12 protein-coding genes and 1 pseudogene are annotated in these 12,229 nt (G+C 61.0%); 7 read left to right on the top strand and 6 right to left on the bottom strand.

What is annotated here, in order from left to right:
* Window positions 1-89: 89 nt before the first annotated feature.
* The 4 genes and pseudogenes from ACV8MC_RS05075 to ACV8MC_RS05060 form a co-directional block, all read right to left on the bottom strand.
* Window positions 90-362 (bottom strand): oxidative damage protection protein, encoded by a 273-nt coding sequence (locus ACV8MC_RS05075; protein ID WP_016772129.1) that lies wholly within the window; start codon window positions 360-362, stop codon window positions 90-92.
* Window positions 359-1,426 (bottom strand): A/G-specific adenine glycosylase, encoded by a 1,068-nt coding sequence (gene mutY, locus ACV8MC_RS05070; protein WP_323620142.1) that lies wholly within the window; start codon window positions 1,424-1,426, stop codon window positions 359-361. Before mutY ends, ACV8MC_RS05075 begins: the two co-directional genes overlap by 4 nt.
* A complete protein-coding gene (locus ACV8MC_RS05065) occupies window positions 1,423-3,639 on the bottom strand; it encodes an AsmA family protein (RefSeq protein WP_457264642.1) in 2,217 nt (738 codons plus the stop codon). The genes mutY and ACV8MC_RS05065 overlap by 4 nt, the downstream gene beginning before the upstream one ends.
* A 78-nt stretch (window positions 3,640-3,717) precedes the next feature.
* Window positions 3,718-3,935: pseudogene (locus ACV8MC_RS05060) on the bottom strand (acetyl-CoA sensor PanZ family protein); the annotation flags it as partial.
* A 228-nt stretch (window positions 3,936-4,163) separates the two neighbouring features.
* Between ACV8MC_RS05060 and ACV8MC_RS05055 the strand changes: the two are divergent.
* From ACV8MC_RS05055 to ACV8MC_RS05025, 7 genes are all read left to right on the top strand, one after another.
* Window positions 4,164-5,828: an OFA family MFS transporter gene (locus tag ACV8MC_RS05055; protein ID WP_016772126.1), complete on the top strand. Its 1,665-nt coding sequence runs from the start codon at window positions 4,164-4,166 to the stop codon at window positions 5,826-5,828.
* Between the two features lie 273 nt (window positions 5,829-6,101).
* Window positions 6,102-6,695 carry an imidazoleglycerol-phosphate dehydratase HisB gene (gene hisB, locus ACV8MC_RS05050; protein ID WP_016772125.1) on the top strand — a complete coding sequence of 198 codons (594 nt, stop codon included), beginning with the start codon at window positions 6,102-6,104 and terminating at the stop codon, window positions 6,693-6,695.
* Window positions 6,695-7,333 (top strand): imidazole glycerol phosphate synthase subunit HisH, encoded by a 639-nt coding sequence (gene hisH, locus ACV8MC_RS05045; RefSeq protein ID WP_056787225.1) that lies wholly within the window; start codon window positions 6,695-6,697, stop codon window positions 7,331-7,333. The genes hisB and hisH overlap by 1 nt, the downstream gene beginning before the upstream one ends.
* Entirely contained in the window at window positions 7,334-7,594 is a 261-nt protein-coding gene (locus ACV8MC_RS05040; RefSeq protein WP_056787227.1) for a DUF2164 domain-containing protein, read from the top strand.
* A 42-nt stretch (window positions 7,595-7,636) separates the two neighbouring features.
* Window positions 7,637-8,374, top strand: coding sequence for a 1-(5-phosphoribosyl)-5-[(5-phosphoribosylamino)methylideneamino]imidazole-4-carboxamide isomerase (gene hisA / locus ACV8MC_RS05035; protein WP_056787231.1), 738 nt, complete (start codon window positions 7,637-7,639; stop codon window positions 8,372-8,374).
* 9 nt (window positions 8,375-8,383) lie between these two features.
* On the top strand, window positions 8,384-9,154 hold the full coding sequence (hisF, locus tag ACV8MC_RS05030; RefSeq protein WP_016772122.1) for an imidazole glycerol phosphate synthase subunit HisF: 771 nt from the start codon (window positions 8,384-8,386) through the stop codon (window positions 9,152-9,154).
* Between the two features lie 73 nt (window positions 9,155-9,227).
* Window positions 9,228-9,983: a substrate-binding periplasmic protein gene (locus ACV8MC_RS05025; protein ID WP_041477526.1), complete on the top strand. Its 756-nt coding sequence runs from the start codon at window positions 9,228-9,230 to the stop codon at window positions 9,981-9,983.
* Here ACV8MC_RS05025 and ACV8MC_RS05020 read toward each other — a convergent pair.
* Both ACV8MC_RS05020 and ACV8MC_RS05015 read right to left on the bottom strand, forming a co-directional pair.
* Complete coding sequence (locus tag ACV8MC_RS05020; protein WP_236168209.1) at window positions 9,964-11,337, bottom strand: Vps62-related protein; 1,374 nt, start codon at window positions 11,335-11,337, stop codon at window positions 9,964-9,966. The genes ACV8MC_RS05025 and ACV8MC_RS05020 overlap by 20 nt on opposite strands.
* Window positions 11,338-11,452: 115 nt before the next feature.
* Window positions 11,453-12,229, bottom strand: a complete 777-nt coding sequence (locus tag ACV8MC_RS05015) for a divergent polysaccharide deacetylase family protein (protein WP_236168208.1) — start codon at window positions 12,227-12,229, stop codon at window positions 11,453-11,455.

Raw genomic sequence — 12,229 nt, 5'->3', positions numbered from 1 at the left:
CGGGGCGCATTAAAAGGGTTTTTCGGATTTACGTCAACGACTTTTTGAAAATTTCTTAAATTAATTCCGTCGCTTACGAAATCTGCGGGTTATTCGGCTGGCGGCACGTAGCCTTCGGCCTTGGCGTATTCCTCGCCGGAGAAGTACTTGTCCATTTCGCCCTGCAGGTATTTGCGATCTTCGGCGTTCATCATGTTCAGGCGCTTTTCGTTGATCAGCAGGGTCTGGTGTTTCTGCCAGTCGGCCCAGGCCTTGGCCGAGACGTGGTCAAAAATATCCTGGCCCTTGGCGCCCGGGAAAGGGGCTCGCTCCAGCGCGGGCAGTTCTTCTTTGTACTTGCGGCACATTACGGTGCGGGTCATGGCGATTCTCCTGCATTCAATACGGCGGCCGCGCGTTCGAGCAAGGTCTTGACCGGGGCAGCAAGGCCCAGGCGCGGCGGGGTGGCGAGGTTATACCAGAGCCAGTCGGCCTCGGCCACGTGATGGCTGGCTTCCTGCACCTGAACCAGCCACGGTTCGATGGACAACTGGAAGTGGCTGAAGGTGTGAATCAGGCTCGGCAGCGCCTGCTGCTGACCCATGGTCAGCGAGTGCTGATCGGCCAGATGTTGCAGATCTTCCAGATCATCCAGTTCCGGCAGGCTCCACAAACCGCCCCACAGTCCCGTCGACGGGCGGCGGTAAAGCAGAATCGCGCCTTCGCCGTTGGCGAGCATCGGCATCAGCGTGCGTTTCTGCGGGATGGCCTTGCGTGGCTTGGGAATCGGATAACGTGTTTCCAGACCAAGCATGTGCGCTTCACAGCCACGCTTGAGCGGGCACAGCAGACAGCTCGGCTTGCTGCGCGTGCAGAGTGTGGCGCCAAGATCCATCATCGCCTGGGTGTAAGCGTTGACCCGATCGTGCGGGGTGAAGCGCTCGGCGTTGGCCCACAGCTGTTTGGCGACTTTCGGTTCGCCGGGGTAGCCCTCTTGCGCCGTGAAGCGCGCCAGCACGCGTTTGACGTTGCCGTCGAGGATCGGCGCGCGCAGGCCCATGCTGATGCTGGCGATCGCCCCGGCGGTGGACAGGCCGATGCCCGGCAGCTCGGTGAGTTTTTCCACGTCACGCGGGAAATCGCCAGCGTATTGGCTGACGACGATCTTCGCGGTCTTCTGCAGATTGCGTGCGCGAGTGTAATAACCCAGCCCGGTCCACAGATGCAGCACCTCGTCTTCCGGCGCTTCGGCCAGCGCTTCGACTGTCGGCAGCGCCGCCATGAAGCGCTCGAAATAGTTGAGCACGGTGCTGACCTGGGTCTGCTGCAACATGATCTCGGACACCCAGACCCGATACGGATTGATGTCCTGCTGCCACGGCAAGTCGTGGCGGCCATGGCGGTCGAACCACTCCAGCACCGCCGTGGAAAACTGCTCCGCTGTCATCGCTTGAACAGCCCCTTCAATGCGTTTTTCAGTTCCGGACTGACTTTGTCGCCCAGTTTCTCGTCGATCTTTTCGCTGAGTTTGTTGCCGGCCATTTTGCTGGCGACCTGACCAAGACGGTCATTGTCGACACGGCAGGCCTTGGCGCCCAGTTCCAGCGGGCCACGGCAGCGCAGCGGCCACTCGATGCCGACGAACTTCTCGCCGACCTGACAGGCCGGGTCGGGCATGGCGCTGGTATCGCCTTCGACGATGATGCCGACACGGTAATCCATGCCGAGCACGCGCAGGTCGATGTCGCCGTCACCGTTGACGGTCATGCCAGGGATACGCACTTTCAGGTCGGGGTTGCTGGCGACGCCGTTGCGCACGGTCAGGTTGCCCTTGAGCTCCTCGAACGGCGTGTCCTTGCCCCGAGGCTCGCCGCTAAGGGTCTTGCGGTTGAGGGTGGCGATGCCTTTGCACAATTGCTGTTCGAGATTGGCATTGAGCAGCACGCCGTTGTTGATGACGAAACTGGCGTTGCCGTTCAGCGTATCGATCAGCGCCTGCTGGCTGTTGCCGCTGCCGGTGAGGCTGCTGGTCAGAGTTACCAGACCTTTGACCGGCGGATTTTTGCCTTGGCTTTCGATGATTTTTTCCGCCGGCACGCGGTTGAGCCGGGTCTGCAGGTTCAGCACTGGCGCGCTTGGGCGCACGTCGAGTGTGCCGTTGGCGACGAAGCCGCCGTTGTACAGATCGCCGCTCAGGTTAGTCAGCGTCAGCAAGCCGCCTTGGCCGGTGGCTTTGAGCGCGGCGTTCTGGATCGGCAGCTTGTCGAGGGTCAGTTGGCCGAAAGTCAGGTCCGCGTCCACATCCAGCTTGGCCAGGCGTTCGACCGGCAGCAGGCGCTCGGTGCTCCAGGCGGTTTTGCTCGGTTTGTCCGGCAGCGGCGTGGTACCCGCGACGGCGCCGGCCTCGGTGCTGGCGACTTCGGCCTGACGGGTTTGCGTGGCGTTGTTGGCCTGAGCCGATTTCGGTGGCAGGTAGCGGTCGACGTTGAACGTGTCGGCCTTGAGTATCGCGCGCAGCGACTGTTTGGCGAAGTCCTCGACGGCGATGCGGCCACTGAAGCTGCTGTCATCGAGTTTCAGGTTGATGTTGTCGAACGACAGGCTGGTCGGGGTGGCCGCAACGCGGCTGACCAGTTCGACCTTGCTCAGGCTGCCTTCGCCCATCGCCGGCAGTGTCTGGCCGATACTGTCGACGAATTTCGCCAGATCGAACTGGGCGATGGAAATGCCGCCGCTGATCTGTGGCGTCTTGTCGAGGTCGTTGGCTTTCAGCTCGCCCAAGGCGCGCAACTGGTTGGCGGAAATCTTGATGCCGGTCCATTCGGCGACGTTCGCTGCCTTGTCCAGCAATAACTGGCCCTGAGCAGAGAAGGTCATGGTTTTGCCTTGCAGCGGATCGCCAGCGAGCTCGCCAGTGAGTTTCAGGTCTTCAAACTTGTAGCGTTGCAGGGCGCGCTCGAAGCGCAGCTCGCCGTTGAGCTCGGTGCGCACGCGCAGCACCGGTTGATTGGTGCCGAGGAACGCGGTGGCTTTCACCGGGATATTGGTCGAATCGTGTACCGGGCCGGTGCTCAACTGAATGCTTTCGGCACTGAACTGCTTGCCGGTCAGCTCATCGGTGTACTCAACGCGGGCGTTGTTGACGGTCAGGCTGTCGATGTCGAGGCGGATCGGTTGCGCCGGTTTTTCCACGGCGACGGTCGGCTCGCTGGCGGTCGTGCCCGTTGTGGCGGGTGGCGTCGAGCCGGGTGCCACTGGCACCTTGCCGATGTCTTCCCAGTTGCCGTGGCCGTTCTTGTCGCGGTTCAGGCGCAGGTTGAGGCCTTCGACGCGCACGTCGCTCATCTGCACTTCGCGGCGCAACAACGGCAGCACGCGCACGGACAGGCCGAGCATCTGCAAGTCGGCAAACGGTTCGGCAGGCTTGGCCAGGGTGGCGACGCTGGCTTCGTGCAGTTCCAGACCAAGCCACGGGAACAGGCTCCAGCCGATATCGCCATTGAGCGTCAGCTCGATGTGGGCCTTGTCGCGGGCAATCTGGCGGATCTCGTCTTTATAGTCGTTGGGATCGAAGAGGTGGGTCAGGGCAAAGCCTGCCGCCACAATGATCAGCAACAGCCCGAGAAGTACCAGACCCAGGATTTTGCCGAACGCTTTCATGGGCGAGTCCTTGTAGTTAGTCGAATTGGTCATATGGCCGGGGAGTATAGCGCTGCCGGCGCCCGGTTCGGTGTGGCGTCATCTGCCGAGGGTCGGCGGCGGCACCTGCAACTTCGCCACAGGGCCTGCGCTTGAGGATGCCCGGCGGGCGCCAGAGGGCGCAATCCGGCCCCCGCCTGCGACGCCATTTTTTGCGCTTGGTTCACCCGTCGTTCAGTCACGCCCAGACGACGGGTAACTTTTCGCACGCATAAATGGGACAAGTAGCAAGCGGCGTGGTGCCTTTGCAGACGCGGGGTTGGCGGCTTCCCGAGTCGTACGAGAACAGATGACTTGAAAAAAGGTGATATCAGTTTGGTTTTTCTGTCACCTGAGAATGGTAACCTTCGCCAGTTCGTCCGCCCGTCTGCGACTTAACGTCGCGCCTTCAAGGAGCTTCACCTAAAAAAACGGTCATGCCTGCGTGCATAAGGCCGAGGGTGAGCAGTGGCTGGCGAACCATACTAACAATTGGGGGATACACAATGAGCACGAGCATCACGGCGGACGGCCTCAAAGCCGACCAGCCTGCGTTCCTGTCCAAGGAACGCATCATCGCCAAGCCCGGTTTCAACCGTTGGCTGGTTCCACCGGCCGCTTTGGCCATTCACCTGTGCATCGGCATGGCCTACGGCTTCTCGGTGTTCTGGTTGCCGCTGTCCAAGGCGCTGGGCGTTACCGCGCCGGTGGCTTGCGCGCCGGACATGAGCTTCATCGCACAGGTATTTTCGTCGAACTGCGACTGGCCGATCTCCATGCTCGGCTGGATCTACACGCTGTTCTTCATCTTCCTCGGCTGCTCGGCAGCGATCTGGGGTGGCTGGCTGGAACACGCCGGGCCTCGTAAAGCGGGCGTGGTCTCGGCCTTGTGCTGGTGCGGCGGTCTGCTGATTTCCGCGCTGGGTATCTATACCCACCAGATCTGGCTGATGTGGATCGGCTCCGGCGTGATCGGCGGTATCGGTCTGGGCCTGGGCTATATCTCGCCGGTGTCGACCCTGATCAAGTGGTTCCCGGACAAGCGCGGCATGGCAACCGGCATGGCGATCATGGGCTTCGGTGGCGGCGCGATGGTCGGTGCACCGTTGGCGACTGCACTGATGAGCCACTTCGCATCGCCAGAAGGCGTGGGCGTATGGCAGAGCTTCGTGGCCATGGCGGCCATTTACTTCGTGTTCATGATCGGTGGCGCATTGTCCTACCGCGTGCCGCCAACCGGCTGGAAGCCTGAAGGCTGGACCGCTCCGGCGAAGAAAGCTTCCAACGCGATGATCACCAACCGTCACGTCCACGTGAATGTAGCCTGGAAAACTCCGCAATTCCGTCTGGTCTGGCTGGTGCTGTGCCTGAACGTGTCGGCGGGTATCGGCATCCTCGGCATGGCTTCGCCACTGTTGCAGGAAGTGTTCGGCGGCAAACTGCTGGGCGTCGATGTGCCGTTCGGTCAGCTCGACGCTGGCCAACTGGCCTCGATCGCGGCGATCGCAGCGGGCTTCACCGGTCTGCTGAGCCTGTTCAACATCGGTGGCCGGTTCTTCTGGGCTTCGTTCTCGGACTACCTGGGGCGCAAGAACACTTACTTCGTGTTCTTCGCGCTGGGTTTTGCCCTGTACGCGCTGATTCCGAACATGGGCCATCTGGGCAACGTTGCGCTGTTCGTGGCGGCGTTCTGCATCATCCTGTCGATGTACGGCGGTGGTTTTGCCACCGTTCCGGCGTATCTGGCCGACCTGTTCGGTACACAGATGGTCGGTGCGATCCACGGTCGTCTGCTGACTGCCTGGGCCGCTGCCGGTGTGCTCGGTCCGGTGCTGGTGAACTACCTGCGTGAATATCAGTTGAGCATCGGCGTGGAACGCGCTGCCGCTTACGACATCACCCTGTACATCCTCGCCGGCCTGCTGGTGCTGGGCTTCCTGTGCAATCTGATGGTGCGCCCGGTGGCCGACAAGTACTTCATGACCGACGCTGAACTGGCCGCCGAACAGGCGCTGGGCCACGACAAAGGTGCTGACGCCAGCACCGTTCTGGAGTGGAAAGCGGCGCCGGGCACCAAGCCTCTGGCGATCGCGGCATGGCTGGTGGTGGGTATTCCGTTGGCGTGGGGTGTGTGGGTGACCCTGCAGAAGACGGCGGTACTGTTTCACTAAGGTGTTAGCTGAATAAACGCCGAACCTGTGGGAGCGAGCCTGCTCGCGAAGACGGAGCACCGGTCGACATCAATGTTGGCTGGCCTGCCGCATTCGCGAGCAGGCTCGCTCCCACATTTGTTTCTGGCATGCCTGTAATGGCTTGTATGGACATGTCTACCCGCGACAGCCGGGCGTTCTATCCGTCAGGCATCTCACCTCTCGTGTTTCTGTTTGCCTCCTGCGTGCCTATAATGGCTGCCTTTTTCGCCCAATGATTTTGCGGAGCTGGTGATGGCCGAACGTAAGGCGTCTGTCGAGCGCGACACTCTGGAAACCCAGATCAAAGCCTCGATCAACCTTGATGGCACCGGAAAGGCCCGATTCGATATCGGTGTACCTTTTCTTGAGCACATGCTGGATCAGATCGCCCGTCACGGGTTGATCGACCTGGATATCGAATGCAAGGGCGATCTGCATATCGACGACCACCATACGGTGGAAGACGTCGGTATCACCCTCGGCCAGGCGTTTGCCAAAGCCATCGGCGACAAAAAAGGCATCCGTCGCTACGGCCATGCCTACGTGCCGCTTGATGAAGCGCTGTCGCGCGTGGTGATCGATTTCTCCGGTCGCCCGGGCCTGCAGATGCACGTGCCGTACACCCGCGCTACCGTCGGCGGTTTCGACGTTGACCTGTTCCAGGAGTTTTTCCAGGGCTTCGTCAACCACGCGCTGGTCAGCGTGCACATCGACAACCTGCGCGGCACCAACACCCACCACCAGATCGAAACCGTGTTCAAGGCTTTCGGCCGCGCGCTGCGCATGGCTGTCGAGCTGGACGAGCGCATGGCCGGGCAAATGCCGTCGACCAAAGGCGTTCTGTAATGCAGACGGTTGCAGTTATCGACTACGGCATGGGCAATCTGCACTCGGTGGCCAAGGCTCTTGAGCACGTCGGCGCCGGCAAGGTGCTGATTACCAGCGACGCGAACGTGATTCGAGAAGCCGACCGTGTGGTATTCCCGGGTGTTGGCGCGATTCGCGATTGCATGGCGGAGATCCGTCGCCTCGGCTTCGATTCGCTGGTCCGTGAGGTCAGCCAGGATCGGCCGTTCCTCGGCATCTGCGTCGGTATGCAAGCCCTGCTCGATACCAGCGAAGAGAACGCCGGCGTCGACTGCATCGGCCTGTTTCCGGGCGCGGTGAAATTCTTCGGCAAGGATCTGCACGAAGACGGCGAGCACCTCAAAGTCCCGCACATGGGCTGGAACGAGGTGAAGCAGAAGATCAGTCACCCGCTGTGGCATGACATCCCGGATCTGGCGCGTTTCTACTTCGTGCACAGCTACTACATCGCCGCCGCCAATGCGCGGCAGGTGGTGGGCAGCGGTCATTACGGTGTCGATTTCGCCGCAGCGCTGGCCGACGGTTCGCGTTTCGCCGTGCAGTTCCACCCGGAGAAAAGCCATACCCACGGCCTGCAACTGCTGCAGAACTTCGCTGCGTGGGACGGTCGCTGGTAAATGGCTGTCAAGAAGTCCAGACCGCCGATCCTGACCCTCACTCCCGAGCAGGAGAGCGAGGCCAATCGCAAGATCCAGCGGTTCATGGAAGACCGTTTCGAACTGGACCTGGGTTCGTTCGAAGCGGCGGAAATTCTTGAGCTGTTTACCCGCGAGATTGCTCCGCACTATTACAACAGGGCGATTTTCGATGTGCAGACCCACCTCAAGGAACGGTTTGAAAGCATCGAAAGCGACCTGTGGGCGCTCGAGAAAAACTGATTCCCGAGCCAAGCTGAACATTCCAATTTTAAGGTTTGCCAGATGCTGATTATTCCCGCTATCGATCTCAAAGACGGTGCCTGCGTACGTCTGCGCCAGGGCCGCATGGAAGATTCCACGGTGTTCTCCGATGACCCGGTGAGCATGGCTGCCAAGTGGGTGGAGGGCGGTTGCCGCCGTCTGCATCTGGTCGACCTGAACGGCGCGTTCGAAGGCCAGCCGGTCAACGGCGAAGTGGTTACCGCAATCGCCAAGCGTTACCCGACCCTGCCGATCCAGATCGGTGGCGGCATTCGTTCGTTGGAAACCATCGAGCATTACGTTAAGGCGGGCGTGAGCTACGTGATCATCGGCACCAAAGCCGTAAAAGATCCGGCGTTCGTTGCTGAGGCCTGCCGCGCCTTCCCAGGCAAGATCATTGTCGGTCTGGATGCCAAAGACGGTTTCGTCGCCACCGACGGCTGGGCTGAGATCAGCACCGTGCAGGTCATTGACCTGGCCAAGCAGTTCGAAGCCGACGGCGTATCCTCGATCGTTTATACCGACATCGCCAAAGACGGCATGATGCAGGGCTGCAACGTACCGTTCACCGCCGCGCTGGCCGCTGCCACCAGGATTCCGGTGATCGCTTCCGGCGGCATCCATAACCTGGGTGACATCAAGTCGCTGCTCGACGCCAAGGCACCGGGCATCATCGGCGCGATTACCGGCCGGGCGATCTATGAGGGCACTCTCGATGTCGCCGAAGCGCAAGCTTTCTGCGATTCGTACCAAGGCTGAGGACTGACCATGGCGTTAGCCAAACGCATCATCCCTTGCCTGGACGTGGACAACGGCCGGGTCGTCAAAGGCGTGAAGTTCGAGAACATCCGCGACGCCGGTGACCCGGTGGAAATTGCCCGTCGCTACGACGAGCAGGGCGCCGACGAAATTACCTTTCTCGACATCACCGCCAGCGTCGATGGCCGTGACACCACGCTGCATACCGTCGAGCGCATGGCCAGCCAGGTATTCATCCCGCTGACCGTCGGCGGTGGTGTGCGTACCGTGCAGGACATCCGCAACCTGCTCAATGCCGGCGCGGACAAGGTGTCGATCAATACCGCCGCCGTGTTCAACCCCGAGTTCGTCGGCGAGGCCGCGCAGCATTTCGGCTCGCAGTGCATCGTCGTCGCCATCGACGCCAAGAAAGTCTCCGGCCCCGGCGAAACCCCGCGCTGGGAAATCTTCACCCACGGCGGGCGCAAGCCGACCGGTCTCGACGCAGTCGAGTGGGCGAAGAAAATGGAAGGCCTCGGTGCCGGCGAGATCCTCCTGACCAGCATGGATCAGGACGGCATGAAAAACGGTTTCGACCTCGGCGTGACCCGCGCCATCAGCGATGCGCTGGGCATTCCGGTGATCGCTTCCGGTGGTGTCGGCAATCTGCAGCATCTGGCCGATGGCATTCTCGAAGGTCATGCCAGTGCGGTGCTGGCGGCGAGTATTTTCCACTTCGGCGAATACACCGTGCAGGAAGCCAAGGCCTACATGTCGCATCGCGGCATCGTCATGCGCTAAAGCGTACAGGCCAGTGGACAGCATGGCGCGCCCAAGGCACTCTTGGGCACGCCATGGATTCCGGTAGCCCGACATGATCAAACGCCTGCTTGTTGTTCTCGCCAGCGCCTCGTTGTTGTTCATCAGCAATGCCCGGGCCGAAACCAGTCCCGACACCGATCTGGTGCTGCTCACCGAAAACTTCCCGCCGTACAACATGGCGAAGAACGGCAAGAATTTCGCCCAGGGCGACAACATCAACGGCATTGCCACGGACATCGTTCGCGAGATGTTCCAGCGCGCCGGCCTCACTTACAGCCTGACCCTGCGTTTCCCCTGGGAGCGTGTCTACAAACTCGCCCTGGAGAATCCCGGCTACGGGGCCTTCGTCATGGCGCGCCTGCCCGATCGCGAAAGACTGTTCAAATGGGTCGGCCCAATCGGCCCGGACGACTGGATCCTGCTGGCCAAGGCTGACAGCAAGATCACCCTCGAAACCCTCAATGATGCGCGCAAATACAAGATCGGCGCCTACAAGGGCGATGCGATTGCCGAGACGCTCACCAAGCAAGGCCTCAAACCGGTAGTAGTGCTGCGCGATCAGGACAACGCAAAAAAACTGCTCAATGGCCAGATCGATCTGTGGGCCACGGGTGATCCTGCCGGCCGTTATCTGGCGCGGCAGGATGGCGTGACCGGCCTGAAGACCGTACTGCGCTTCAACAGCGCCGAGTTGTATCTGGCGCTGAACAAGGACGTCTCCGATGAGGTGGTCAACAAGCTACAGACCGCGCTGGATCAGTTGCGCAAGGAAGGCGTGGTCGATGAAATCATGGCGCGCTATCTGTAACGGCTGACTCGTCGGGCTCTGGCAGGGAGGCGCTGATTTCACCCTCGGTCGCAGGCGCAAGCACAGTCTGATCTTCGACCGCCTCTGGCTCCGAAGCGACGATGATTTCAGGCTCGGTGGGTGCGTACTGGCTGATGTGCAGGCTATTGCCATCGGTGTAGATGAAACCCTCCGTCACTGCCGTGCCGTCCGCGCGCACCAGTCTGTATTCGCTCTGGGCCAGGTAGGCGGCCACTGAGCGGTTTTTGTCCACCACCGCAACCACTTCGATGGTCGCTGTATTGAGCCATTCATTCGAATGCAGTTCGCATTGGGTGAAATCGTGGCCCAGCCGTGCGGAAAACATCAGCGCGCCGTGCTGTCGGGTTTGCCATTGGGCGCCGAATTCGATGGATGTGGTCTGGGTGAAAGTACGCAAGCCGCCAGTACGCTGGGCGCGCTGCGCATTCCACCTGAATATCTGGCTGTCGTTGCCACTGTTGCGTGCGTGACCGACGAGGATGTAGCGATCCTTGCGTTCAAGCAGATAGAAGGGCGAGTGACGCCATTGCTCAGCGGCGGTGTAACGCGGATCGTTGACCGTGAACCAGGGGAGGCTGGCGGTGTAAGTCGCATCGTCCGTTGGCTCTACAGGTGTTGGCGTCTCGCCGCAGAGCACCGGTGGCGATGGGCGTGTAGACATCTGCAGGCCGATCTGCAAGCGCAAGCAGTAGACCGGGAAACTGGCCGGTCGGGTGTAGTCACTCAAGCTGAAAAAACTGCCCGATGCCAAGTAGACTTCGCCCGGCAAAGCGGCTGGAGGAACGGCGCTCCAGGTGCTGACGCGCTGTCGGGCCTTGCTGCCCTTGTCGTCCCAGATCAGATCGGTGGTATTCGACGCGATCACCAGGTCTTCGCGAACGCAGCGCACCGCGTTGAGCGAAGGTTTTTCATGATCGTTCGAGCACACCGACCCCAGCGCTACGTAGCCTGCGGGAGCTAGCGGTCGCCAGATCGACAGATCTCGTTTCGAGCCTGATCCGGAGTCCTTCCAGACCAGCTCGTAATCATCGGGACGTCGCAGTGCCCTGCCTTTGGTGGGGTCAGTGCTGGCAATGTCTGCCTCACAAACAACCGCGACCACGCGTTCGCCGTTGATGTTGCCAACGCCTCTGGTGACGAAGTCGCCCAAGGGGAAATAACCGGGCAGCGCGTCGGGAGCCGGAGTCGGGCGCCAGAACGACGCGGGTCTGGCCGACAAACCGTTGGTATCCCAGATGCGCAGAAATTCTGTTGTGAAGTTGATCAGCAGGTTATCGATGCGGATCGGTTCAGTCCGCCCAACGGGCGGGATAATCGGGGCGTTGTTTGTCATGGGCACTCCTGATAGTTGCAAGCGACTCAAAGGAGTCGCGACCTGTTGCAGGTCTCACTATCCGGAAGGGGGAGGGGCGTTCGGTGGTAACTATGTATTGCAACGTGACCGGGTGTTACCGGTAAACGCCATCCTTGCCATGGCCAGCCATGGCGCGGTTGCTGCGCACGCTGATCATCTGCCTGATATCGATCCAGTCGATGCCCTGCGCTTTGAGCTTGGGTAATTCGCGCTCGAGCACCGCCAGGGTCTGCGGATACGGATGGCCGATCATCACCGCTGAACCCTGTTTGTGCGCCAGGGCGATCGCGGTCTGCAACTGAGTGGCAATGGCCGCTTCGGTGCGCTCATCATCAAGAAACACATCACGGGAAACGCTGGCCAGGTCGATCTTCTGCGCCTGCTGCGCAGCGACCGTTTGAGCGCTGGTGCGGCTGTCGACGAAGAACTTGTGCCGACGCTGCAATTCGCCCATCAACCACGCCATCGCCACAGGCTGCGCGGTCATGCGGCTGCCCATGTGATTGTTGATGCCGGCAGTGAACGGGACTTTTTCAAACGCGGCATTCAGGCGTTTCTGCAGCTCTTCAATGGGCAGTTCGGGGTGCCAGGCGTACGGCCCGGTGGCCGGGTCCATGGGCATGTGCAGGATGACGATCTTGCCGGCGCGATGGGCTTCGCGGGCAAATTCGGTGGCGTGGGGGGTATCGGGCATGATCGCCGCCGTGACCGGGCCGGGCAGGGCGAGCACGCGACGATCCCGGGGCAGGTTCTGCCCCAGGTCATCGATGATCAGTGTCAGGTAGGCCTTGTGCGGCGAGGAACTGGCGGGCTCTGCTTGGGCAAGACCCGCCAGACAGCACAACAGAACGCAGAGGGAACGCAACAACAT

It is taken from the genome of Pseudomonas sp. PK-RTE-24 (genome assembly GCF_054052265.1).
The sequence above is the reverse complement of the archived record's forward strand: the minus strand, read 5'-3'. Positions and strand labels throughout refer to the sequence as shown.